Source organism: Dyadobacter fanqingshengii (assembly GCF_023822005.2).
In the GTDB taxonomy this organism is placed as follows: domain Bacteria; phylum Bacteroidota; class Bacteroidia; order Cytophagales; family Spirosomataceae; genus Dyadobacter; species Dyadobacter fanqingshengii.
In genome coordinates, this window is sequence record NZ_CP098806.1 from 5,367,778 (window position 1) to 5,394,478 (window position 26,701).

Sequence of the window (26,701 nt, forward strand, 5' to 3'; positions counted from 1 at the left end):
ATCATTATATTGGTTTACTTATTTGCCATTAAGCATTGTCGTCATGCAGGAGATTGAGCCTTATTACAATTGGGAGAAACATTACATTGCGAGCCATGACGAGAAATCGCCGTTCTATGGCCGGACTTACAATCTGGATTATTACGAAAATGCGATTTACGGTTACTACATCCACCCATTATGGGACGAGATAGGTTCTGAAACGCTGTATGTGAAGATTATTTTTGCAGATTACAACAAACATTATGCGATCATTGAGATGTTCGGCGAATGGAATGATGCATTGCACAACGACATCATGTTCCTGAAACGCCAGGTTGTGGACCCGCTTGTGGAACAGGGCATTAACCAGTTCATCCTGATGGGCGAGAATGTGCTGGACTTCCACGGAAGCGAGGACGATTACTATGCCGAATGGTTTGACGACATTGAAGACGGCTGGATTGCGGCGGTGAATTTCAGGGAGCATGTGGAGGAACAATGGAAGAAATTCCGGCTCGATTATTATATCAATTTCGGTGGCACATTGCAGCTCAACAACTGGCGTACATTGCAGCCGGAGCCGTTCTATGAGCTTATTAAAAAATTGATGATTAGAAGGTTAGAGTAGCAGAAAGCTTTGTTGTTGCTTGGAACGTTGGCAACTCCTTTGTAGCTTTCGAAATCAACTATTACAAATTTCCACCTTAAATTCTTTCCCGATGGCCGAAAACGAAAAACCCACACCCGAAGAAGTGACCGAGTCGCTTCAAAAGAAAGCCGAAGAGCTTAAAGAGCAAGCTGCCGAAAAAAAGGAGGAGATCGTGGATGGTGCAGAGGAAATAAATGAGGATGCAGCGATATTTGAGACTGAAAAAGTGGATGAACTGGAAGCGGCAGCGGCCGATAAAATTGATGAAGCCGGCGTTGCAGCGGATGGAATCAAATCTGAGGTTTACGAAACGCTGGATGACCTGAAAGCAGCAGGCGAATCGAAATTTGATCAGACCAGGGATGAAGCGCTTGAACTGGAAGCAGAAGCGGTGGATAAAGTGGAGGAAGTAAAATCAGTTGCGGCGGATAAGGTTGATGATTTTAAAGTGGCTGCGGCAGACAAAACCGAAGAAGCGAAAGAGATTGTGGCTTCGATAAAAGAGGAAGCTGCTGCGAAAACGGAAGAAGTGAAAGCACAGGTAACCGAAACGGCGGAGGAGGTGAAAGAAGTGGTGAGTGAAAAAACCGAGGAAGTGAAAGAAACTGCCACTGAAAAAACCGAGGAATTGAAGTCAGGCTTTGAACAAAAAACAGAACAATTGCAGAATGAAGTTGAGCTGAACATCGCCGCAGGAAAAGTAAAAGCAGAAGAAATATTTTCTGATTTCAGCGAAAAAGCAGGTGATTTCAAAGAAGCTGCTGCTGATAAATATGAGGACATTAAGGAGGCGGCTGCGGAAAAATACGACGATTTGAAGGAAGAGTTGCAGGAAGCATTTGAAGAGACCAAAGCCATTGCAGCGGAAAAACTGGCAGAAGCGCAGCTGAAAGCGGACGAATTAAGGGCCAAAGCTGCCGAAGAAATCAGGGAAGCGAAAGAGGCAGCTTCTGAGAAAATTGTCGAAACCAAAACGAAAGCCAAGGGTTTCTGGGCAAGATTGTTCGGGAAATAATGGGAATAATATGGATAAAAAACCTGTCGGATTCGATTCTGACAGGTTTTTTTGCTTTTCATTAAATATAATATCTGCGGTTACAACCAAATGAATTTGAATTGAATCTTGTTAATATATCTCAATTCACCTAACGGATAATCGTCATGAAAATCTCGAAATCAGTTCTTCAGGCAGTTGCCGTAGCAGTTACAGTTACCGCACTTGCTACGGCTTGCACAGACAGCTCGGTTCGGCCAGACGGCGAAAAAACCAGCAAAAACAAAACCATGGATAACTGCCCGGCTTGCGGGATGGGTTGATCCTGTGAACTGTAAAGCGGTATGTCTGAAATTTATTCCTCCATTGCCTGCAACCTGGATGCCCATATTTTACAGGCGTCACTGCCATTATTTGAGCAGGAAAAAGTGGAGGCAATTGAATGGTCTTTCGACACCCTTTTCAAAGTCAGCGAAATTCCTGCCTGGTTTACCGATCTGGTCAAAGAGTTCAGTAATCACAACCGGTTGATCGGCCACGGCGTTTATTTCTCATTATTTTCAGGAAAATGGTCGCCCGGGCAGCAGGAGTGGCTTGATAAGCTCCAAAAGTTAGCAAGCCAGTTCCATTTCGACCACATTACGGAGCATTTCGGTTTCATGACCGGGGAAGATTTTCATAAAGGCGCACCCATAAGCATTCCATTCACAGCGCAAACGCTGGCGCTTGGAAAAGACAGGCTGCAACGCATTCAGGACGCGTGCAAATGTCCCGTCGGACTTGAAAATCTGGCGTTTTCCTACTCGCTGGATGAAGTGAAAAAACATGGGGACTTTCTGGCCCAACTGGTAGAAAGTGTCAACGGATTTGTCATTCTTGATCTCCATAACATTTACTGCCAGGTTCATAATTTCAACATTGATTTCGACGACATAATTAAGCTATATCCCCTTGAGAGGGTGCGGGAAATGCACATTTCAGGCGGGAGCTGGGACGAAACGCAAGTCGGCCCCGGCAGGCAGGTCAGGCGCGATACGCACGATGAGAGCGTTCCTGAGGCTGTTTTTGAATTTTTACACAACGCAATCCCAAAATGCCCTAATCTGAAATATGTCGTAATGGAGCAAATGGGGACTGCCTTGGACACGCTTGAAAAGCAAGCCATTTTTCAGTCTGATTTTCTTCGGATGGACAGCATAATCAAACGGTTAGGGTTTGATTATGATCCAAAAATTGAAAACACTTTTACTCCGTTAAACACATCTGCCAGCAACATTCCGCTCGAAGATCACGAATTATACAAACAGCAGCTCCAATTGTCGCATATCCTGGAAACAGCGGGCAGCATTAGCGAGGCACAAGCCATGCTGCGGTCTTCAAGCTTGAACAACACGGCATGGGAAGTTGATAAATGGGCTCCCTATATGCTCCAAACAGCTATTTCCATTGCCCAGAAGTGGAAAAATGGCTTTGCTTAGAAAATGCTTGTGTTACTAATATGCTGATTTATAATGATTCATGGCTTGATTTTTTAACTTTATGTTTTTCCACTAAAAATCTGCCTGTTAATGTCACAACAAACATTTTCACTTCCTTATAAGCATCCATTTGCTCCGGATAAAAAATACCAAAAGTCAGTTGTTTATTTCTCAATGGAGTTTGCCGTCGATCAGGCTTTAAAAATATACTCAGGAGGTCTTGGGTTTCTCGCCGGCTCGCACATGCGCAGCGTATATGCATTGAAGCAGAATTTGATAGGCGTTGGAATGCTCTGGAAGCATGGATATTACGATCAGGGCCGCAAAAAGGACGGCAGTATGCAGCCCGAATTCCGGGAAAAAATGTATTCCTTTCTTGTTGATACAAAAATCCGTTTTCAGATCCCGGTTATGGGCAAAGACGTATGGGTAGCAGCCTACTATCTGCCGCCGGACGTCTTCCAATCTGCCCCATTATTCTTACTTACCACGGACACAGACGGAAATGACGACACAACGCGCGCGATCAGTTATTCTTTATATGATGCAGATGTGACCTATAAAGTGGCGCAATGCATGGTGCTCGGCATTGGCGGTGCGCGTCTTCTGGAAGAGCTTAGCTATGAACCGCAAGTGTATCATTTTAATGAAGCGCATGCAGTTTCGGCCATTTTCCATTTGTTCAAAAAATATAAAAAAGTAGCTGAGGTAAAAAAGCGGGTCGTTTTTACAACGCATACACCGGAAGAAGCAGGGAATGAGAAGCACGACATCAATTTTCTTGAAAAGCTGGGCTTCTTTTCGGGGCTGGATCTTGGGACGGTCCGTAAGATCAGCGGGATTAAGGATGATACATTTAACCATTCACTGGCCGCATTAAGCCTTAGCAGAAAAGCCAATGGCGTTTCCAAGCTTCACGGCGAGGTTTCCCGGCATATGTGGAAGTCGCATAAGAATATTGCGGAAATCGACCACATTACCAACGCGCAGAACAACGCTTACTGGATTGATAGTGAACTGGAGAGCGCTCGGATCGCAAAAGATTCTGAAAAAATTGCTGCCCGCAAAAAGGAGCTGAAGAAGATTTTGTTCAAAACGGTTGCCGATCAATGCGGTAAAATATTTGATCCGAATGTACTCACCATTGTTTGGGCACGCAGGTTTGCCGCTTATAAACGGCCTGATATGCTTATTTGGGATCTGGAACGCTTCCGGAAAATGATGGAGAACAAGGAGCAGCCCATTCAGGTGATCTGGGCCGGTAAGCCTTATCCAAAAGATGATGGCGCTATTGACACATTCAACCATTTGTTTTACCAGAGCCATCATTTCTCCAATATGGCGGTGCTCACCGGTTACGAGCTGGCGCTTTCTAAGTTGTTAAAAGACGGTTCGGACGTTTGGCTTAATACACCCGTTGTTACACGCGAAGCATCCGGAACAAGCGGAATGACGGCGGCAATGAATGCCTCATTGAACCTCTCAACGTTTGACGGCTGGATCTGTGAATTTTCGAAAGATGGCGAGAATTCCTTTTTGCTTCCAGTTGCCGAAGGCGATGATATCAACAAGCAGGATTGCGACAATCTGATGCAGAAGCTGGAAAGCACCGTCATCCCCACTTACTATGCCAACCAAACAAAATGGCAGGAAATGGTGCTCAACAGCATGAACGATGTGAATGTCGAGTTCAACTCCGACCGTATGGCTCGCGAGTATTATGAAAAGCTTTATTAATCGGTCGTTCTCAAAAATTTGCCGGCTTCATTAAGCGTTAAGAAATTGCTAAATTGCTTCCTTAAAACATACTCATCATGGATACATCACTGATCACAATGCCCGTGACCTTCAAAGTGGGGGATATCATGAGTGAAGATGAGTTCTTCCGGTTCTGCCAGATGAACGATATGCTAAGCTTCGAGCGGGACAAAAACGGAAATATCATTTTTATGTCACCGACCGGCAGCTTTACAGGGAAGTTTAATTTACGTATTGCCAACAAACTTCTTAATTGGCTTGATAGCAATGAGATTGCAGGTGAATTATTCGATTCTTCAACGGGCTTTACGCTTCCCAATGGCGCAGTAAGATCTCCTGACGTGTCCTGGGTTACAAAAGAAAAATGGGATGCATTATCGCATAATGAACGAGAAAAATTCGCGCCTGTTTGCCCTGACTTTATTATTGAAATTCGCTCTCAATCCGACGGGCTGAAATATTTGCAGGACAAAATGCAGGAATATATCGATAATGGCTGCCAGCTTGCTTGGCTTATTGACCGTTTTAAAGAGCAAGTGTTTATTTATAGTCAGGGCACCGAAGTAAGAACTATAAAAAGTCTTGATATCCAGCTTTCAGGCGATCCGGTTTTTCCAGGTTTTGTCTTGGATCTTGCGGCAATTGATAAATCCTGAGCATTAAAGGCCAATCTGCTTCGCCAGAATGGCGATTCCTTCCCGGAATGTGTGCGGTTCGTAGCCGAGCACGTTCCGGGATTTTTTTAGGTCAAAACCGGTTCTTGGCGGGCGGCGGGCTGGTTGGGTGAAAGAAGAGGCGTCTGTGGGAGAAATGAGCGATTTGTCCAGCGCAAAATAATCTGCAGTCATAATTGCCATTTCATAAGGTGTCAGAAAGTCTTTGCCTGAAATGTGGAAAACGCCTTCTGCGCGCTGATCTGCGATTAAAAAGCAACCCATAGCAAGGTCTTCAGCCAATGTTGGCGTACGGAATTGGTCTGTAACGACTTTGATCGCCTTGCCTTCTTCCAATGATTTTTTTACCCAAAGAATAATGTTGCTGCGGCTCATATCATGCGCTATACCATAAACCAGCACAGTGCGCGCTATGGCCCATTGAATGTCGGAATGCATGACCGCTTTTTCTGCTGCGTATTTGCTCCAACCGTAAAAACTGATCGGATTGGGCTCGTCTTCCTCGCTATACGGGCCGGAAGTTCCGTCAAAAATGAAGTCGGTGGAAACGTGTTCAAGGAAAATGTTGTGCTTTTTACAAGCGTTGATCAGGATTTCCACTGCTGTTACATTAAGCTTCCAGCAAGCATCTTTCTCCATTTCACATTGATCCACATTGGTCATGGCAGCGGTGTGGATAATGACGTGCGGCTTTACCTGCGTGAGCACTTCGTCTACCTGGCCAGCATTGGTTACGTCCATTTCCAGATAGCGATAACCTTCGGAAATGCTTAACCGGTTTTCACCGTTTGCAGTGGCGAATATTTCATAAGCGTCATTTCCAGCCAGCAGATCCACTAGTTTCTGCCCCAGCAAGCCGTTGGAGCCGGTGATCAGTATTCGTTTTTTTAGCATTAAGCTTCGTATTGCCAGCCGTATTTTTTGGTAATCTTTTTCTTCTTCATTTTTTTGACAGACATTTTCATAGAAACATCCTTTTCCGGCCTGTCACGCTCGTCTTTTTCGACTGCGCCGATCTTGTCAATCACTTCCATTCCATCGATTACCTGACCGAAAACGGTGTAGGAGCCATCCAAATGTGGCGTTCCGCCGATTTCCTCATACACTTTCCTTTGAGAGTCGGTCAGCTTTCTGGCAGCGCGGGCGGCCTGCTTGTTCAAGTCGTTTTTGCTCCATTTCCTACCTTGCACAATGTAAAACTGGCATCCGCTGGATTCTTTTGCGGGATTATTGTCACGCGCTGCGGCCAGTGCGCCTTTTTGGTGGAATAGTTTCGGACTAAACTCCGCGGGGATTTTATAGCCGTTATCGCCTTTGCCCAGCATATCGTCCGGCTTGGCATTTCTCGAATTCGGATCGCCGCCCTGGATCATGAAATCGTCAATAACGCGGTGGAAAAGCAGGTCGTCGTAGAATTTATCCTTTGTGAGTTTTAGAAAATTGGCCTTATGCTTTGGCGTTTCGTCAAACAGGATCACCCTGATGGTGCCCAAATTCGTTTTGATCGTCACGACTTCATCTTTTTTCGAGCTCTTTTGGGCAAAAACACCCACAGAAAACAGGCATAGCACTGCCAGAACTAATGATTTTTGGTTTTTCATAAATTTTATTTTGCCGCGAGTACATTTTGATCGGTTGGGACAAACTGGAATTTCAGCCCGAAGTCCTTTCCTTTCGAAACATCTTCCATATTAACCCGAATCGATTTTTTGTTCCAGGTAACCTTATTGGGTTCTTCTTTAGGCGCATCGTAATCCTTGGTAAAGTAATTTTTCCCGGCATTCCATAGCTGTTTGGTTGCCTCGGCACTATTGAGATAAACGTCGATGGTGATCCGGTTCACCTTCTTGTCCGGTGTTAGAAAGTATTGTACGTCAATGGTTTCCAGTTGCGGAGTTTCAGCCGTGTAACCCAGATGGTCTGCCGTTTCTTCAAACATTTCGAAATTTTCGGAAGCCTTGATTTTGCTGATCGGATCGCCAAAGGAAATGCCGCGCAGCACTGTGCCTTCCAGCCGCTCGGCTCCGAGAATGGTTTTTAGTAAGGCGGATTGATCGCTGTTCAAATCATTCGCCGTTGGCGCTTTCACCGCCGGGGAGTCGGTCGCAGCTTCGGTTTTTTCATTCGTTTTGGTATCACACCCAGAGATTGCTAATGCGAAAAAGAGGATCGCAAACCCGATTTTAAAACGTTTCATGCGTGTAGAGGTTTTTTTCATTCAATTTTAGTATTAATGTTACAATAGTTATGCCTTTTAATTCCACGTGGGCTATTAAATGTGCAATGTAGCCATATTTGCCTGTTTTGAAAATGATTTCAGAATTCGCGGGAAACATTGAAAAAGAATCTTCGCTCGCCTTTTCCGTTCAAAGTGAGGTTGAATCTTGCCAATATATTGTAAAAAGTAACAATATCAAGACCTGCACCGGCGCCGTACAACATGGAGTTACCCAACCTGGTGTTACTGAACTCCGGATAACTGTTCTTGACATAACCAGCGTCCGCGAAAGTGTTGATATAAGCAGCCAGCGGAAGCGTATTGAACTGCTTGACCGGGATAAAAGAGAAATGTTTCTGGAATGAAAAGAGCTTGTATTTCAATTCGTTTTTCAGCAACGCATAATCCTGTCCGTCAACCACATATAGCTCATAACCCCGCACAAGGTCGTTTCTGTAACCTAACCCGATCGTCTGCAAATAAGGCTGCCGCTTTGGCAACGAAACCCTTCCCCGAACGCCTGTATTGAAAAACCATCTTTTGGAAATGGGAATGTATTTTCGGTAAGAACCATAGAAATAGGTCATGTTTACGTCGTCCGTAGGCAACAATCCGATTTTAGAGAGCTGTAATGCAAGGCTTTGTCCACGCAATGCATACTGAATATTATCCCGCTTGTCATAACTGAATGTGTAGGTCAGCTGAAAATAACGCTGAATGGTTCTTCCGTTAAGCAGATAATTAGGGTTAAGGGTCGCGATGGTGTCGGAAATTTTGCTGTAACTCCACCGCAGATCAGCCGTGTGGAATGTGTAATATTTGTTTCGGCGGCTAATGCTTACATAGGAATAGAATCTTTCGCGGTTAATGTCCTCACTATTAAAATATTGCAGCTTATCCCGCCACGTTCGGAAAGCCGTTGTCTTGTTAACCGAATAAGAAGAGCCGATCGTGATGCCTGTTTTTTGGGCTTTGTCAATATAAGGTAACGTATAGGCCACTTCGAATTTTGGAATAAAACCAAACTCAGCCAGAAAACGCAGCTTATCGGCCCGGCCGGTCACATTGCCGTAACTCATGTAAACGCCGTAGGTTGTTCGCGACAGATCGCGTTTTCGTTCGTACCACCATTCATTGAAATTCCGGTCGGCGAGCTGAAAAACGGGCACAATAATGAGATACCAACGTTCCTTCACTACAATTCGAATGTCCGTGCGGATGGAATCCGGGTTCCTTTTTGGAAGCAGATCAACAGTGATGAAAAGATTTGTATTAACAATTTTCCTTCGGTCGATTTCCAATGTTTCGGCAAGAGAGCGTGCCTGCAATGTGTCACCGGTTTTAACGGCCATTTCCCGCAGGATAATGCCGGCCCGGGTGCGGTGATTTCCTTCTACCAGAATGTCGCCTACCACAACTTTTGCAGTCGTATCGGTTTCGACTGTTTGCGCGTAAGCGGTTTGGATAAAAAGTAATACGAATAAAGGGAAATATATCGTCTTATAGCGTCTTTTTAGGTTCATTCGTCACTGCCTTGTTTCGTCATAAAAACGATGCTTTCCTTGAATATGGTAAATTTTTGGTAAAAATAAGGTTATCTGAATTGACATAGCTGCGCAATTAAAAAAACATATAATCAGAAATAGTCTTTTCGCAAACACAGTGAGTATCCTACAAAGACTTAACAGCTATTACTATGTCACTTTCCCGGGCTGAAACTTTGATTAATAAACTGATCAGTAACAAACTCACTGGGGAAGAACTGTCTGAATTGCTGGAAGGCATTAACAGTGAAAAGGATCAGCAAAAATATTCCGATGCGCTGGAAATTTATTTCGATTATCTGCTAAGACAAAATCAGCCGAACGGCCCTGGTGAAAACGGCCATTCACAGAGCGAAAATGATAGTACTTAAGCAAATTTCCCAAGTAATGTAACTGAAAACGCTGTTTCAAATTCACTATTGACTTTCTCCTGTATCATGACCAATGACAATCAACTAAAATTCAAAGATTATGGATCCAATCTCTATTATTAGTATGCGACGTGTATTTTGGTGTTTGCTCGCAATGCTGCTTTTTACCGGAACGGAGGCGTCTGCCCTGGCCGGTGAAAAACCTAAAAATACCGGGCAGGATCAATCCGTTGCCCGTGTCCGTGGAACAGTAACGTCCGCTGTGGACGGTGCGGTTGTGCCTGGTGTTAACGTGCTGGTTAAAGGGACGCAGCTGGGAACCACCACCGATGCAGCCGGAACATATAGCATTGATGCCGACGGCAATGATGCAGTCCTCGTATTTTCCTATATTGGTTTCAACACAACCGAAGTTGCTGTTCAGGGAAAAAGCGTGATAGACGTGGTGCTGGAAGAAAACGTGGCAACCTTGCAGGAAGCAGTTGTAACGGCCCTTGGTATTAAAAGGGAAACACGGTCGCTGGGATACAATGTGGGTAAAGTAGAAGGTAAAGACGTTGCCAATGTGGCAAATGAAAACGTGCTTACATCGCTTTCGGGCCGTGTATCCGGGGTTTCTATCAACCAAACGAGCGGCATCGGGTCGTCGATCAGCATTATCATCAGGGGAGCGGCGTCATTGAAAAACAACCAGCCATTGTTTGTGGTGGATGGTGTGCCTCTGGCAAACAGCCTTGCGAACGTGAGTGAAAAAGGAAGCGGCAACCGGGTCGATTATGGTAACGCGATCTCTGACATTAACCCCGACGATATCGAAAGCATGTCTGTTTTGAAAGGGCCCAGCGCAGCAGCGCTTTATGGCTCACGAGCTGGTAATGGTGTTATTTTAATCACAACCAAATCGGGTAAAAAGGGCAAAGGACTGGGCGTTTCATTCTCCACTTCCAATGTTTTTGAAAAACCTTACAGATTTCTGGACCTGCATTATAAGTATGCGAATGGCGAAAGACCTTTCCAATTGGATGAATCATCTGCCTACTGGGGCGGTTTGCCGCTGGATGTGGGAAATAAAGAGGTGCAATGGAACAGCCCGCTGGACGAAAACGGAAATCCAATTCCTACGGAGCTAAAATCGTATAAAAATAACATGAAGAATTTCCTTCAAACGGGAATCACTTCAACCAACAACCTGACGGTTTCGGGTTCTACAGATAAATCCACTTACCGGGTTTCCTACAATAATATGATCAACCGCGGCCTGATCCCTAATTCGGATCTTTACCGCAATGGGTTGTCGCTGGCAGGAACATTTGATATGGCTAAAAATCTGAAACTGAGTACGAATATCAATTTCGTTCGTTCAAGCTCAAACAGTCGTCCACAAACTTCCGAAAGGGATGGAAACCCGTTGCAAGCGGTTTATTATTCTTCCAGCTACGACATTAATGATCTGAAAGGCGTTTGGAAGCCGGGTCTGGAAGAAATCGAACAAATGACTGTCGCCAAGGGTGAAACTGACAATCCCTACTTTCTTGCCAAACATTTGACCAACGCGTATACACGCGATCGTTTGTACGGAAACATTAAGCTGGACTGGACAATCGCCCCGGGCCTGACCGCTTTCGCGCGTTACTCGCATGACATGTATGATGAAGACCGCGAGACCAAAATTCCATGGAGCTACAAAAGCATGGCAAAAGGTGGTTATTATCTCGAAAATATTGGTCGCAACGAAAGCAATGCCGATTTCCTGATTACCAAAACCATTAAAGCTAGTGATTTTGACATAAGTATTTCGGGTGGAGGTAACATTATGCAGCAACACGGAAACAGCTCAAACCTGGGTGGCCGGGATCTTTCTGTGCCTGGATTGTATAATATTTCAAACATTCCCGTTGGTAACCGGATTGTAGGAAACGGCAGTTATAAGAAGGCCATTTACAGTTTGTATGCGTTGAGTTCGATTGGCTTCAAAAACCAGCTTTACCTGGATTTGACCGCGCGTAACGACTGGTCCAGCACATTGCCTGAAAGCAACCGCTCTTATTTCTATCCATCCGCATCGTTGAGCTGGTTGGCGAGCACTACATTCAACATGCCGTCTGCCGTTTCGTTACTGAAATTCCGTGGAGGCTGGGCGCAAGTGGGTAATGATACGGATCCTTACCAATTGTATCCAAACCTGGGAACCGGAAACTGGGGTGACCTCGTCACTGCGAACCTGGGGGACAATTTGCTTAACCCGACATTGCTACCTGAAATCGCGACTTCAACAGAGGGTGGAATCGACCTGAATTTATTTAATAATCGTTTGAGATTCGACATTACCTATTACGACCGGGCTAATACAAACCAGATTTTCAGTGTTCCCATGGCGCCGTCAACCGGTTATGCCAGCAAGAACATTAACGCTGGTAAGCTCGTGAGCCGTGGCTGGGAAATCGGTTTGGGTGGAACTCCTATCAGCAACAGAGGCGGATGGAGCCTGGACCTGAATGCTAATTTCAGCCGTAACCGCGTAACTGTAAAAGAGTTGGCGCCGAACTTCCCGTATTTTGAACAATGGTCAGAAAACGGAGCGGGCGCTTACACTTTCGTAGGAGAACAAATTGGTAACATGTACAGCCGCGGGTTTGCAACAGTCCAGGACAAGGATTCACCTTACTATCGCTGGCCAATTATTGCCTATGATGGCGAAGGCGGTGATATGGACTGGCAAGCCTTGGGCGGACGCGAAAACAACGTGAAGGTCGGTAACTACAATCCGGACTTCCTTGTGGGTATGCAGGCTAATTTGACTTACAAAAGATTTTCTTTGGGTTTGAGCTTTGACTGGAGACAAGGTGGCGAATTCATGTCATTCACCTATCGCTACGGAGAATCTGACTGGAAATCACAGCGCCAGATCGATAATCTGATCCCTGGAAGTCTTTACACGCCTGATGAGCTGGTTGCCTTATTGAAATCAGACCCTGAAAAATACATTATCCCGCAAAACGGAAACTTCCCGAGAGTAGGAGGGCACACAGCTGCAACCGGCGGTTTCGGACCGGATGGCGACGGAGCATTTATTCCGGGCGTATGGCAGGATGAGGCAGGAAATTATCATGAATGGCTGGGCGGAACAGGCACAAAATATCTGCCAATTACCGCTGTATATCCATGGAGCTTCAACCAGCAGGTTACATTTGATGCATCATTTGTAAAACTGCGTGAAGTAACATTGTCCTACAAAATACCAAACCTGTTCGGCGTGGTAAGAAATGCCAACCTGTCGCTCTACACCAGAAATATTATGTTGTGGACAGCTTCAAAAATCGGGATCGATCCTGAGCGTGCATTCTGGGCAGATCCTAACAAAGGCGGGTTCCGTCAGGGAATTGAAAGACAGAATGTTATGCCGTGGACTATTCCATTTGGATTTAAGCTGAATTTCGATTTCTGATCATTCAACTGAAAATTCTTTTGCTCATCATACTTTAAATATAAAGCAATGAAGATTTTAAAACATATCCCAAAACTCGTTTTCATGCTCGCGCTGCTGGTCGTTTCTTCTTGTAAGGAAGACCTGACAGAGATCAATGAGAACCCTAATGGCGTTGATCCGAACAGCGCGAATCCTAACCTGATCATGCCTACGGTCATGACAGGCGTTGCCAACCAGTATGTGCGCTTGGGCTATGGCAGAATTGCCGGTGTGGTCCAGCATACCCAGGAAGATGCCTGGAAAGACGGTTTCAACGATTACAACTGGAACGAAGAAGACGACGAATGGAAAGCATGGTATGGATTCCTGAGAAACAACAACCTGCTGTACAAGCGCGCTGTCGAGACTAAATTCAAATTTCACGAAGGCGTAGCATTGACCATGAGAGCATTCATTTTCGGAACAATCTCGGATCTTTGGGGCGATGCACCTTACACCAATGCATTAAAAGGTGATGAAGGCGAAATGCTGCCTGCGTTTGATAGCCAGGAAGTGATCTACAAAGGGATAATCGAGGACTTGAAAGCAGCATCTGCGATTTTTGGCTCCACCGGCGATGAAAGGGATGCGCCAGCTTATGATGTATATTACAATGGAAGCACACAGAAATGGCAAAAATTCGCCAATACGCTGTTGCTTCGCTACTACATGCGTATTTCGGGCAAGCTTCCCGATGTTGCCAAAGCAGGCATTGAGAGCGTTTACGCATCGGGCATTTACATTAAAGATGCTGGTGACGATGCAGTAATGGATTTTATTGGCACAGACGGAAACAATTCCTGGCCAACTGCAACTGCATTTGACGTAAGCGAATCCAACTGGAGACGAAGAAGGCCGGCTTCGACATTGATCAATAATCTGGTTGCTAATAGCGATCCGCGTTTGAAAGTTTGGTTTCAGCCCGTTCACGTTCGCTGGGTGGCAGATCCTACTTTGGCGAAAGGAATGGCTGACTTCATTCGCGAAGATGGAAAGATCCTTACCGGAGTAAAATCTTTCACAGAGCAGGAATTGAGGGCAAAAATTGCCGCGGGGCACAAGTATACCCGTCATTTCAACCCCAATACATATAAACCCAGCCGACCTGAACAATTTAATGGTCCGTTGAATGCCGGCGAATATGTAGGCGTTCCTCCGGGCATGATTGACCCGACCTATTTCAACGAAAACCCAACCACTGGTCAGCAAGTGCAGAATCAGCATGCTTCTCAGTTGAACTATACTTATCAGGGAAATAAAGGAGGGATTTTGAAGGCTAGATTGGCCTCTGCTGCCGAATCTTCATTTATCCTGGCAGAAGCTGCACAAAAAGGATGGGCGGCCGGTGCTGCTGCTGCGCATTATAACAATGGGATCAAGCAATCATTGCAAACCTGGGGCGTAGCAGACGGATATGACGCATTTATCAAACAAAAAGGCGTTGCTTACAACGGCACACAGGCTCAGATCATCGAACAGAAATGGGTTTCGAGTTGGACAGCAGCCACAGAAGGTTGGTTTGACTATCGCAGAACGGGTTTGCCTAAGCTGGTTCCGGGCGTAGCGCCAGTTTCACGTGCATTGCCGTTACGCTTTATTTACAGCAACAATGAATTGAACAACAATGGTGAAAGCGTGAAAAACGCCATAGAAAGATTGGAGGAAACCAGCTTTTCAGGGCCGCGCAAGAAAAATAGCCAATGGTCAAAACCATGGCTTGTTCAAGGCACAGGAAAACCCTGGTAACAGGCATTCGTAACTACAATAGCCTAAAACCGCAGTAAAATGAAAGGAATGCAGCTTAGCGCCTTTGATCTTATTGCGGTTTTTGCTTGAAACAACACACACTTTACATCATATCGTAAAAAACACCTTTCAAATGAGGGACAAACTGGCAATAAACGGTGGCCCGAAAACGGTCAATAAGGAATTTATATGGCCGATATACGACGCCAGCGATGTAAATGCAGTTACCGAAATCGTCCAGAGCGGAAAATGGGGGAATCCTGACTGCGGGGATGAAGTCGCGAAGTTTGAACAGGAATTTGCTGATTACTGCGGAAGCAAATATGCGATCACCTGCGTAAACGGCTCCGTTTCGCTCCGACTTGCATTGATAGCCTGTGGCGTAAAGCCAGGTGACGAGGTTATCGTTCCTCCCTATACGTTTATTACAACGGCTTCGTCTGTAATAGAATGCAATTGCGTTCCGATTTTCGTGGACATTGATCCCGACACATATAATATCAGCCCTGCGGCAATCGAGGCAGCTGTCACAGAACGTACAAAGGCAATCATTCCTGTGCATTTCGGCGGATTGGCCTGTGATATGGATGCGATTATGGACATTGCCAAAAGGCATAATTTTCATGTGATCGAGGATGCTGCACATGCGCATGGAGCAGAATATAAGGGTAAAAAATTAGGTTCTATTGGCGATGTAGGCAGTTTTAGCTTTCAATCGTCCAAAAACCTGACGTCGGGCGAGGGTGGAATTGTGATCACCAATGACGATGAATTATACGCCATGATGCGTTCGTTGCGGAATGTTGGCCGGATCGAGGGGGGGCAATGGTATGATCATTACAACCCGGGCTGCAATTACCGGATCACACAAATGCAAGCCGTGTTGCTTTCGCAGCAATTGAAAAGACTGGAAGCCCAGACGCAAAAGAGAAATGATAATGGTTTGTATTTGAATCAATTACTTTCAGAAATTAAGGGTATAACACCATTGTCGCGCGACGAAGCAATATCCCTGCATTGCTATCACATTTATATTGTTAAATACGATTCCACAGCGTTTGGCGGCCTGTCCAGAAATGATTTTGCGGCAATGCTGGCAGCTGAGGGTGTGCCGAGTTTCAAAGGTTATCCACACCCATTATACAAGCAGCCCCTTTTTCAGAATAAGAACTTCATGTGCTACGCCATCCCGGAATATGTGGATTTCACTCAGGTCCACTGCCCCAACGCCGAACAAGCATGCAGTTCCGACGCCGTCTGGATCTTGCAGCACGCAATGCTTGGTGAAAAAGAGGATATGGAAGCGTTCGCGAATGCAATCTTGAAAATTCAGCAGGCAGTTTCCTGAACAAGAAAACTGCCTGCCACCGATTCATTTCTCAACCTTCACCCTTATTCCTTCACTATGGGAAGTGAACTCGGGTGCGTACATGCATTGAATAGCGGTAATGCCGTTGCTGAAATTGCCTTCCTGGTTGATGAAAAGGGGATATTCGAAGACGTAATTGCCTTTTTGTAATGTGCTGAAAAAGAAGTTGGTACTGGCGTCTTTTGTGCTTTCGTAATAACTCAAACCGTCCTGCCATTTATAACTGCTCAGGACATTAACAGGCTCAAAACCAGAGGCACGCATGTCTTTCATGTGCACATATTCCATGTCACGGTCTGCGCGAAGCTCTATCCTGACTTTCACTTTATCGCCCACATGCAAGACATCACCTGCGTTCACAGGCGTGAGTACAGGCCCATTGTCTGAATTTTTCTCAATAAACAGCGTTTTTGATAATTTAAGCGGCGTCTCGGAATAAGTAATTTTATCAAGATCTTCAAAATATTGCCAGTAGACGGCTCCCCACGACGGTGCATTGGAAACGCTTTTCTCACCGGTTATCTGCACTTCAATGTTGCCCATCCCTGCTTTCACTTCGCTCCCTTCAACAGCCTTTTTGAAATAACCCGTTCCCGCTTCTGATTTTTCAGGCTCCACTTTGGTTTTATCAAGAAAAACAGAAACCGTGCGGTCATCCGCGATCCAGTTACTTCCCGTCATCAGCAATGCATAGCAGGCTTCCGCGGTGGCTTTTGTACTTTCCCAGTTGTTGGTTTGTTTGTTTTTCAAAAGCCAGGTTTTCATGTCATTAACAGCAACTACATCATTCGCAATCTCCTGAAATGCTTCAATCAGCAGTGCCTGTCGCTCAATGGGCGCTTCGTGCCACCACCAGCTGCGTTGGTTATTTTTCCAATACATGCCCGATTCCTCCTGATTAATGGCCGTTTGTTTCAGTGATTTCAGGATCGCATGGGGTGTTGCCTTGTCGCCCGAGCGGTGAAGTGCTATGGCAGTCATGCCCTGCATATATTTGGTTTGACTGGTCCAGGTGAGCTTTGCCCTTTCCGCGAAGTAATGATGCGCTTTTTGGAAGGTGTTTTGCACCGGTTGATTCGGGAAAAAGCTGCGCATATATAAATACTGGATCGCCAATGCGGAAGGAATGTACTCTTTCAGGTTGGATTTGTGCTTGATGAGATTATCGTAATCATTGTTTATCCGGGCATCCAGGTAAGGAATTGCGGTTTGCATAATTGCCGCAAGTTCTGCCTCCTGACTTTTTTGGACTGCATTTGACTTGCGTAAGTGCCCGATTCCGCTTACAATATACTGTGTCATATAACGGTCGTCAGGCCCGCCTTTGAACCATGCGAAGCTTCCATCGGCATTTTGTAACTGCCTTAGTTTTTCAATGGCGCTGCTCAATTCGTTCGTCATCCGCAATAGATCGAAAAGCAATGCAATGTTCTTTTTTTGCTCTGCTTCTGTTTTTGCTGCAAGGACCCAGGGTGTTTCTTCTAAAAGCAATGATTTCAATTCAGGGTTCTTTTGCAGATTGCTAAGCAAAGCGGTTGTGTCACTTTTGCGCCAGGTTTCGAACACTTTGGCAATGCTGGACGAGCTTGCCACAATGTTGGCTGCCATAGAATTGGCATAATAGCGATTCCAGGTTTGTTCCGCACAGTCATAGGGATATTCCATCAGATAAGGCAGGGCCTGGACTGCATACCAGGCCGGATTGTTCGTATATTCTACGGTTAGCGACTGGTTGGTCAGCGTTTTGGAACTGGCGGAATTGATCAGCTTTTCCATTTTGAATTGCTTGCTGCCCGTTCCTCGCATCGCCAGTGGCAAAGTCTCAGTTACCAGCATGCGGTTGGACAACACAGGCAATGTATTTTCCTCGCCGTCGGAAAGATTTCCAGCGCTCGCAACCATGCGCCAGGTAATGGTTTTAGAATAGTTTTCGGGGATCCTAATGGCAAATTGCGCCACCGTACTTTGCCCGGCAGCAACATTGAAATCCTTCTCTTTTCCCACATTTGCGAATAATGCATCAATCGGTTCATTCCTTTCCGTATCAAACAATTGCAATGATACTTTTCCGGCCAGTGTGCGATCAGACACATTAACAACTTTCGTAGCCAATGAAATCTGATCTCCTTCCCGCAGAAATCTTGGCGGGTTGGGCTGCACCATGAGTTCTTTTTGGGTGACCATTTCCTTACTGCTGTAACCCATTGCCAGCTCTTTCGTATGCGCCAAAGCCTGCAATTTCCATCGCGTCAATGCTTCCGGCATGGTGAATGAAAACGTTATGGCGCCGTCTTTGTCCGTTTTCAGGTCAGGGAAGAAGAAGGCGGTTTCATTGAAATTCTTCCGGGGTGGTGTGGAAGTTTCGTTCCTTTTCTGAGCTGATTTTTGAACGCCATAACCAACCGTAACCACTTCATTTAATGCAGCAGCATCTTGTCCTATTGAAGTGGGCTCTGCAACGACGGATTCCTTAATTTCCTCTGAGGGCAGCCCGCTCTTTTTTACACCTACACTCATAGACATCACCCGACTCCGGTCACTGCGTCCGCCGCGTGGGTAGCCGCGAGACCATATCTGGGTCGAAATCAGCTCATCGTATCGTTTCTCAAAATTTTTATAGGGAGCATATGCCAAATTGAAAGCTAGTGCATCTTTTTGCATAAAACTAAGCCCATTGCCCCATCTGGCCAGCCCCGTCGCAACCGGCCAATGCGCTGGCTTCGACCATTGATGCGGATAGAATTGATCAAGCGATGCGTCATACAAGCTGGCAAGCATTTCAGCCGCCACTTTATCTTTTTTATAACCCGAAATTTTAACCGTCCACTTTTCCTTACTTCCCGGCAATGTCTTGTCGCGGAATGTCTGATATTCGATTTTCAGTTCCTTATTAGTCCAGGGAACATTTATAAAATCCTGATATTGATGCACACGATTGTGTTTTACAAACATATAATCAACCCCCAATCCGCCTCGATCTGCCTCTGATGCAGTGATATCAAACGTCCTTTTTTCCATATTCAATTTATAGAATGAAAAGTTGTCTGGATTCGTCTTTTTGCCTGAGCTGCTGATAATGAATGCATTGTCTGCTGTGGTAGCGAATTTTATGGTTGTTTTCGCTCCCGGCTCAATGGTTTCACTGCCTTCCGCACTGATGTATTGAGGGTAAATGAGATCATTGCGCTCAGCATCAATCAGTTCAATGTATCTGATATCCTTAATCTCGGCATTACTATCATCTTTTGTAGTGATTTCAATTTTATAAAAACCTGCGTCGAAATTTGTTTTGTCGAGTGAAAATGGTTGATTCTCTTTGAGTTGAGTGGTTTTCTCAAACACGACATCTTGCTCCGGCCAGTTTTCTTTTTCCGTTTCCTCATCATATTCATCATTCGGAAAAGCTTTAATAAATTCGGCTTTGGTCATGACAAAAAGATCCGGACGCTGCCAGTATCGAGGCTTAATTAACCTTTTTTCAGGAGATAGACGCGCAATTTTTACAGTCACCGGAGAAGAGACAAACTGACCGTTCATGTTGTCCGTACGAATTTTCAGGCTCGCTAGACTGTCGACCTTGGTCCTTTCAGCAATGTCCGCCTTTAACAAAATAGACTTATAGCCCACAGAAACGGTAGTTTGCTCGCTTCTTGTCTCCCCATTGATGTCAGTCACATCGGCATAAACCGTGTAATCAAACACCGGGTCGCGCTTTTTATCTGTTTTTAAATTGGGAATGGCTTCGAAATGGACATTGAACTTCCCCGAAGCGTCCGTAACTGTTTCGCCGTGCGCGATTTCCTGCGGCTCGGCGGATGGGTAAAAGCGGCTTCTGAATAGCCAGGGATAAAGGAATCTTTCGTTTCGGACAACGCGATAAACCACTTTCGCACCATCAATTTGATTTCCGGCATAAGCGGTTCCCGTTCCTGTCACCCTAATCGTGTCACCAAGCTTGTAGGAGTTGCGTAATGTGTCAAATTGAACTGCAAACCGTGGTCGCTTATATTCTTCAACATGGAATGTAACAAGATGATCATCATCGGCAACGATCGAAAATTGCCCGTTTAATGAGCCGGTAGGAAGCACAAACGACCCGGAAAAACTGCCAAATTTATTCACCGTCTTAGTGGCTTTTCCCACCACTTCATTGTTTGCATTTTTGAGTTCAATCTCAATTTTCTCTGTCTGATCTTGGAGAATATTTTTTCCTTTTGTTGCAATGCCTTTATAATAAACAGTTTGGCCCGGCCGATACAAACTGCGGTCTGCGAAAAGATAGATCATTGACTCACTTGGTTCAGCCTCCGAGTCGCTGAACGTGTTATAGTACGTGCGCGTTTCCTGCCGGATAAACAAATGGTCGTTCGCATGGGTGATTTCCAGCATCTGGCTTTGTGATTCCGGTTCCTTACTGCTTACTTTTCTTTTGAAATAACCATTTTTATCGGCGATATAAGAAGCGCCTCTACTTTTAATGTAACTCCCGGACTTGTAATCATATTTGGTATTCCAAACAGTAACATTCGCACCAGCCAGCGGCTGTCCGGTATCACGGTTTAGCATAAAATAATCTTCTCCCCGCTGCACATAACTAATGTTGCTCACATACAGCAGCTTCATGCCGATAACTGACTTGTTTTCGGGAAATCCGGCGTCCGGGCTGGCAAACAACACATATTCTCCACCAGGCAATGCATCCACTTTAATTTCCACGGCATGTTGCTGAAAATCCTTCGTATCAGGCAGTTTTTGCTCCCAAGATCTTATTGAAGGCGTGTTAACGAGCATTTTGAACGTCCCCTGAATGTCATTTTTTTCAAAGCTTTTCTTGATTTCCTCGGTGGCTTTGACAATTTTCAAGAACAGCTTGTCCAGATTCCTGCTTTCTACAAGCACCAGAAACGGCTTTTCTGGAATGTTAACCTGCTCCGTTGTGAATTGTAATTCTTTCCTTTTGATGCCGTTAAGCAGGTTATATGCATTAATCCCGCCTTCTGTTTCGGGATTTTCTTTGATAACTTTTTCACATATCTCAGCAGCCTTCACTCTTTCAAAACGGTTCGCTGTGTCGCTACCTGGTTTGAAGGAACTTCCTTTCTGCTCATGATAAAGGGCTTTCATATACCAGGCCTGTGCGGCTGCGGACGTTTGCTGATATTGGTCTGCTAAATGGCTCAGAGACATATAGTAAAGCTCGTCCGTGTCAGGATGCACGGATTTTTGACGAACGAATTGAAGCCGCTGCAGATCAATGTCGATCAGCGCGTCGGGCTGTGGGTCATTGATGTGGAATGCGATCAGCTTTTGATATAACTGCAGCGCAAAGAACTCCAGAGAAGTGCTGTCTTTTGTTTCAAACTTGCGGTGAATAAAGTCGGCAGCAGGATCAAATGCGGAGGCTTTGTCAATTTCAAACTTATAGGAAGGCTTTTTGATGTCCCGCTCGTCCGAAGCGAAATATAGCAAAGCTTTTTGCGTGAGCAGATCATACAATGTCGGACGCAACTTTCTCGTGTTTCCTTTGAGGATAATCGCATCAAATGCATCCAGTTTGGTTTGTTTGAGAAGCGTTTCATCGGCAATAGACAAAAGGTAAAGCGAAGAAATTTTGCGATGAAAATCTTCCGTTGACCAGGTGCTCACATCATCTTTCTTGAAATTTATCGTTGCCGTTCGTTGATAAGCCTGCCAGCGGATGTCCTGGAAATAGCTGTAATAAGTAGATGCGAGTAAATTGGTCAGAATTGATTTTGCTGCGCCGCGGCTCTCCGCAATTTCTTTTTCGAGCTCCTTAATGCCTGCTATTTGCTGATCTTCGCGCGTATCAACCTGCAAGTTGACCATGTAAACTGCGGCTTTGATAACCTGCGCTTCCTGATTTTCTTTTTTGGCCAAATCATAAATTTTCCTGACCTCTTCCAGGGCTGATTTCGGTAGGTTTTTTTGCTGATGCCCTTCAACGACTTTCCATTGAGCCTCATAATTTTTGATCTTATTTTGTCCGTGCGTGTACATGGGTAAGGAACATATTAACAGGGTGATAAAATAGTGGAGGCAATGTCTGGATGTCGTCATATGGTTATTATAATTTAACATTCAACAGAAGTAAAAAACGAACTGATTGCCGCTTTGTACAATATGAAGTATCTTTAATAAACGCTTTTGAAGGAATATAATTTATTAATATCCGAATTGAACGAAATTTATTTTAATTGATCTATGCGTACGATAATGCTGGTTGGAGGGATAATCATTGTGCTTGTGCTGGGGAAGCTGTTTGTATTCTCCAAGCCGGGAAAGGATAAGCCCTCGGAAGTGAAAGGCAGTGGAAGTAATGGTGGCAATTCCGCAGGCGCCGCAGTGCCGGTGAATGTATACGTTGTTAAGAGGGAGTCCATTGAAAACCAGATATTTGCGTCGGGTACAGTCATTCCCAATGAAGAAGTGAATGTCATGGCAGAGGCATCGGGCAGGCTGATCAAATTGAACATTAAGGAAGGCGCAAACATTGAAAAAGGTCAGCTTATCGGAAAAATAAATGACCGCGAGTTGCAAGCACAGTTGCAAAAGGTGACATATAACCAGGAGCTCACCAAGAAAATCGAAGCGCGTCAAAAGAAGCTTTTGAATGTGGAGGCGATCAATCTGGAAGAATATGATGTGACTTCGAATAATATCAGGATTTTGGAGGCTGAAAAAGAGGTTTTGGAAGCGCAGCTGGAAAAAACGGAGATCCGGGCACCATTCAGTGGCCGGATAGGATTGAAATACATTAGTGAAGGCGCATATCTGGCACCGGGTACGCCCATCGTAACCATTGTGCAAAGCAATCCGGTGAAAGTTGATTTCACTGTTCCTGAAAAATACGCGCCGAATATCAGGGTAGGCAATGTGGTGAAATTCAATCTCGACGGCGATCCTTCTACTTACAATGCTAAAATTCTTGCGATAGATCCGAAAGTGGAGGAAAGTCTGCGGACGCTGAAAGTGCGGGCGATAGCGCCCAACCCGTCCGGGCGGTTTGTGCCAGGCATGTTTGTTAAAATTCTTGCCGATCTGGATGCCAATAAATCGGCCATGATGATCCCTACCGAAGCCATAGTCCCTGTTTTGAAAGGAAAAAAAGTGTTTGTTGTCAAAAACGGCAAGGCACAGGAAGCAATGGTTGTGACCGGATTGCGGACGGATAAGAAAATTCAGGTGATAGAAGGTTTGCAGCCGGGCGATTCGCTCATTACATCAGGAATTATTGCTATTAAGCCCAATACGGCCGTACGCGTGAATTGAGGAAGGAATCGTGAACTTGTTAAAACGAATGTCAGCCGACATTAATCTCCAAATATGAGTATATCAACACTCTCTATCAAGCGGCCGGTTCTGGCGATTGTCATGAACCTGCTGATCATATTGTTCGGATTTCTGGGATACAAATTTCTGGGGATGCGGGAATTCCCTTCCATTGATCCGCCGGTGGTCTCTATCCGGACAAGTTATACTGGGGCCAATGCAGACATTATCGAATCGCAAATCACAGAACCACTTGAAAAACAGCTTAATAGCATTGAAGGGATTAAGTCAATCAACTCTACGAGCAGCCAGGGAACGAGCCAGATAACGGTTGAATTCGACATTGGTGTGGATATGGAGCGCGCGGCTAATGACGTGCGGGACAAGGTTGGCTCGGCTTCAAGGACATTGCCATTGGATATCGACGGGCCACCCGTTGTTGCCAAGGCGGATGCCAACTCGGAACCTATTATTGTGCTTACATTCAAAAGCGACACAAGATCACATCTGGAAGTGAGTGATTATGCGGAGAATGTGATCGCGCAGCGTTTGCAAACCATTGAAGGCGTAAGTGAGATCCGGATTTTTGGCCAGAAGAAATATGCCATGCGCATTTGGATGGACCCCATCAAAATGGCCTCACTCGGCATTACCACGCAGGATGTGAAGATCGCCCTGGACAAGGAAAATGTTGAATTACCAAGCGGAAAACTGGCAGGTGACAATACTGAGCTTACGGTTAAAACGATTGGAAGATTCCGGACGGAAGAGGATTTTAATGAGCTGATTATTAAAAATTCGCCAACACAAACGGTTCATTTAAAAGATATTGGCTATGCGGCACTGGGCCCGGAAAACGAGGAAACGGTCCTGAGACTGGATAATGTTCCCATGATCGGTTTAGCCATTTCGCCGATGCCGGGTGCTAATTATCTCAATATTGCAGAGGAGGTCAATAAGCGGATGGCGGACATTAAAAGAGAGCTTCCAAAAGATTATGAGCTTGATACACTGATCGATAACACCATATTTGTTGAGCGTTCGATTGAAGAAGTAGGTGAAACGCTGCTCATAGCCATCGTGCTGGTTGTGATCATTATTTACCTCTTCTTCCGGGATTGGCTCATTGCTTTCCGGCCGCTGATAGATATTCCGGTTTCGCTGATCGGGACGTTTTTTGTAATGTACATCATGGGCTTTTCGATCAATGTGCTAACGCTGCTGGCCATCGTGCTGGCAACCGGACTTGTGGTGGATGACGGGATTGTCGTCACGGAGAATATTTTTAAGAAAATAGAGCAGGGGATGGGGCCTATCGAGGCAGCCATAAAAGGGGCGAATGAGATCATTTTCGCGGTTTTGTCTACATCGATTACACTGGCTTCGGTTTTTCTTCCCGTTATTTTTATGGAAGGTTTTGTCGGAAAGCTCTTCCGCGAATTCGGGATTGTGATCTCCGCAGCTGTTTTGATCTCGGCATTTGTATCGCTCACACTTACACCGATGCTGAATGCTTACCTGGTTCGTAAAACGCACAAAAAGAGCTGGTTTTACGAAAAAACAGAGCCGTTTTTTGAGAGTATCACAAATAACTACGGCAACGCTCTGGCCAAATTCCTAAAGATGCGCTGGGTTGCTATTCCCATTGTAGCCCTAACAGTAGGAATGATCTGGTTTTTCGGAAAAGGCCTGCAATCCGAACTCGCCCCGCTGGATGACCGTAACTGGTTCAGGATCAATATGACAGCGCCGGAGGGATCTTCATTTGAATTCACAGACCGCTATGTGCAGGAAGTGGGACAAATGCTGATGGATTCCATGCCGGGAAAGAAAGGCTTAATGCTGATAACGTCTCCTGGAAATTCCGGCCTCGGCGCAGCAAATACGGGCAGTGGAAGGATTGCATTGGTTGATAAAAAAGACCGCAAAGAATCTCAGCAGGAAATTGCCGACTATATTAACCAGAAATTGAAATTAATGCCGGACGCGAAGTCATTCGTTGTGCAGCAGCAGACCATTTCCGTGGATTCCCGCGGCGGACTGCCGATTCAGTATGTAATCCAGGCACCTGATTTTGAAAAACTGCGTGACTATGTGCCCAAATTCATGGAAGAAGCTTCCAATGATCCGACATTCGCCATTACGGATGTCAATTTGAAGTTCAGTAAGCCTGAAATCCAGATCGCCATCGACCGTGAAAAGGCCAAGTCGCTGGGTGTTACTGTTCAGGATGTGGCCCAAACCATGCAGCTTGCGTTCGCTGGTCAGCGTTTTGGCTATTTCACCATGAACGGCCGCCAATATCAGGTCATCGGGCAATACGATCGTGCGAACCGGGACGAGCCTTTGGATTTGAAAAGTATGTTTGTGAAAACGGGCAACGGGAGTCTGGTTCAGCTGGACAACATTGTCAAAGCAGAGGAGGAAAGCAGTCCCCCGCAACTTTTCCATTACAACCGATATATGAGTGCAACGGTGCAGGCAGCATTAGCGCCTGGCAAAACGATTGGTGATGGCATTGCAGCCATGGACCGGATCAGGGATAAGTTGAAGGATGAGTCCATTCAAACATCATTAAGCGGTTCTTCACGGGATTACGCAGAAAGCTCTTCAAATACAATGTTCTCCTTTTTCTTAGCGTTGATATTGATCTATTTTATCCTCGCCGGACAATTTGAAAGCTTCGTAGATCCTTTCATCATCATGTTCACAGTTCCGCTGGCTATCGGGGGCGCGGTGTTCTCGTTATGGTTTTTTGATCAGACGCTGAATATTTTCAGTCAGATCGGGATGATCATGCTGATCGGTTTGGTAACCAAAAATGGGATTTTAATTGTAGAGTTTGCCAACCAGCTGCGTGAAAAAGGGCTTGGTATTCAGGAGGCTGTTCTGGAAGCGGCAACATTGCGTTTCAGGCCGATCCTGATGACCAGTCTGGCAACGATCCTGGGCGCATTACCAATTGCTATGGCGCTGGGTTCTGCCGGCAAGAGCCGAATGTCGATGGGGATTGTGATTATGGGCGGGTTGCTGTTTTCGCTGGTGCTCACATTATACGTGATCCCGGCTATTTATACATTCTTCTCGAGGCCCAAGGATTTTGAGAAAATGAAAATGATCGAACAGGTTGCCCGCGAAAGTGAAATAGTTGATCCGGTCTGA

17 protein-coding genes are annotated in these 26,701 nt (G+C 45.4%); 12 read left to right on the forward strand and 5 right to left on the reverse strand.

Annotated elements, in window-relative coordinates; translation table 11 throughout:
* Positions 1 to 43: 43 nt before the first annotated feature.
* From NFI81_RS22515 to NFI81_RS22540, 6 genes are all read left to right on the forward strand, one after another.
* Positions 44 to 610, forward strand: a complete 567-nt coding sequence (locus NFI81_RS22515; protein ID WP_234615730.1) for a hypothetical protein — start codon at positions 44 to 46, stop codon at positions 608 to 610.
* A 91-nt stretch (positions 611 to 701) separates the two neighbouring features.
* A complete protein-coding gene (locus NFI81_RS22520; RefSeq protein ID WP_234615731.1) occupies positions 702 to 1,646 on the forward strand; it encodes a hypothetical protein in 945 nt (314 codons plus the stop codon).
* Between the two features lie 146 nt (positions 1,647 to 1,792).
* Positions 1,793 to 1,948, forward strand: coding sequence for a chryseobasin-related MNIO class RiPP peptide (locus NFI81_RS22525; protein ID WP_234615732.1), 156 nt, complete (start codon positions 1,793 to 1,795; stop codon positions 1,946 to 1,948).
* Between the two features lie 21 nt (positions 1,949 to 1,969).
* Positions 1,970 to 3,103, forward strand: a complete 1,134-nt coding sequence (locus tag NFI81_RS22530) for a multinuclear nonheme iron-dependent oxidase (RefSeq protein WP_234615733.1) — start codon at positions 1,970 to 1,972, stop codon at positions 3,101 to 3,103.
* A 90-nt stretch (positions 3,104 to 3,193) separates the two neighbouring features.
* On the forward strand, positions 3,194 to 4,840 hold the full coding sequence (glgP, locus tag NFI81_RS22535) for an alpha-glucan family phosphorylase (protein ID WP_234615734.1): 1,647 nt from the start codon (positions 3,194 to 3,196) through the stop codon (positions 4,838 to 4,840).
* Positions 4,841 to 4,917: 77 nt separating this feature from the next.
* A complete protein-coding gene (locus tag NFI81_RS22540) occupies positions 4,918 to 5,517 on the forward strand; it encodes a Uma2 family endonuclease (RefSeq protein WP_234615735.1) in 600 nt (199 codons plus the stop codon).
* Positions 5,518 to 5,520: 3 nt separating this feature from the next.
* On the opposite strand, the gene NFI81_RS22545 is transcribed toward NFI81_RS22540, so the two are convergent.
* The 4 genes from NFI81_RS22545 to NFI81_RS22560 all read right to left on the reverse strand — a co-directional run bounded on the left by NFI81_RS22545 (position 5,521) and on the right by NFI81_RS22560 (position 9,276).
* Positions 5,521 to 6,429 carry an SDR family oxidoreductase gene (locus tag NFI81_RS22545; protein WP_234615736.1) on the reverse strand — a complete coding sequence of 303 codons (909 nt, stop codon included), beginning with the start codon at positions 6,427 to 6,429 and terminating at the stop codon, positions 5,521 to 5,523.
* Positions 6,429 to 7,136, reverse strand: coding sequence for a peptidylprolyl isomerase (locus NFI81_RS22550; RefSeq protein ID WP_234615737.1), 708 nt, complete (start codon positions 7,134 to 7,136; stop codon positions 6,429 to 6,431). The genes NFI81_RS22545 and NFI81_RS22550 overlap by 1 nt, the downstream gene beginning before the upstream one ends.
* A 5-nt stretch (positions 7,137 to 7,141) precedes the next feature.
* Positions 7,142 to 7,732: a hypothetical protein gene (locus tag NFI81_RS22555; RefSeq protein ID WP_234615738.1), complete on the reverse strand. Its 591-nt coding sequence runs from the start codon at positions 7,730 to 7,732 to the stop codon at positions 7,142 to 7,144.
* A gap of 119 nt (positions 7,733 to 7,851) precedes the next feature.
* Positions 7,852 to 9,276 carry a BamA/TamA family outer membrane protein gene (locus NFI81_RS22560; protein ID WP_234615739.1) on the reverse strand — a complete coding sequence of 475 codons (1,425 nt, stop codon included), beginning with the start codon at positions 9,274 to 9,276 and terminating at the stop codon, positions 7,852 to 7,854.
* 173 nt (positions 9,277 to 9,449) lie between these two features.
* On the opposite strand from NFI81_RS22560, the gene NFI81_RS22565 reads away from it, so the two are divergent.
* The 4 genes from NFI81_RS22565 to NFI81_RS22580 all read left to right on the forward strand — a co-directional run bounded on the left by NFI81_RS22565 (position 9,450) and on the right by NFI81_RS22580 (position 16,228).
* On the forward strand, positions 9,450 to 9,668 hold the full coding sequence (locus NFI81_RS22565) for a hypothetical protein (protein ID WP_234615740.1): 219 nt from the start codon (positions 9,450 to 9,452) through the stop codon (positions 9,666 to 9,668).
* A gap of 100 nt (positions 9,669 to 9,768) precedes the next feature.
* Positions 9,769 to 13,113 (forward strand): SusC/RagA family TonB-linked outer membrane protein, encoded by a 3,345-nt coding sequence (locus NFI81_RS22570; protein ID WP_234615741.1) that lies wholly within the window; start codon positions 9,769 to 9,771, stop codon positions 13,111 to 13,113.
* 48 nt (positions 13,114 to 13,161) lie between these two features.
* Positions 13,162 to 14,880: a SusD/RagB family nutrient-binding outer membrane lipoprotein gene (locus tag NFI81_RS22575; protein ID WP_234615742.1), complete on the forward strand. Its 1,719-nt coding sequence runs from the start codon at positions 13,162 to 13,164 to the stop codon at positions 14,878 to 14,880.
* Between the two features lie 133 nt (positions 14,881 to 15,013).
* Complete coding sequence (locus NFI81_RS22580) at positions 15,014 to 16,228, forward strand: DegT/DnrJ/EryC1/StrS family aminotransferase (protein ID WP_234615743.1); 1,215 nt, start codon at positions 15,014 to 15,016, stop codon at positions 16,226 to 16,228.
* Between the two features lie 24 nt (positions 16,229 to 16,252).
* Here NFI81_RS22580 and NFI81_RS22585 read toward each other — a convergent pair whose 3' ends face one another.
* Positions 16,253 to 22,267 (reverse strand): alpha-2-macroglobulin family protein, encoded by a 6,015-nt coding sequence (locus tag NFI81_RS22585; protein WP_234615744.1) that lies wholly within the window; start codon positions 22,265 to 22,267, stop codon positions 16,253 to 16,255.
* Positions 22,268 to 22,471: 204 nt separating this feature from the next.
* On the opposite strand from NFI81_RS22585, the gene NFI81_RS22590 reads away from it, so the two are divergent.
* Positions 22,472 to 23,539 carry an efflux RND transporter periplasmic adaptor subunit gene (locus NFI81_RS22590; RefSeq protein WP_234615745.1) on the forward strand — a complete coding sequence of 356 codons (1,068 nt, stop codon included), beginning with the start codon at positions 22,472 to 22,474 and terminating at the stop codon, positions 23,537 to 23,539.
* A gap of 54 nt (positions 23,540 to 23,593) precedes the next feature.
* Positions 23,594 to 26,701 (forward strand): efflux RND transporter permease subunit, encoded by a 3,108-nt coding sequence (locus tag NFI81_RS22595; RefSeq protein WP_234615746.1) that lies wholly within the window; start codon positions 23,594 to 23,596, stop codon positions 26,699 to 26,701.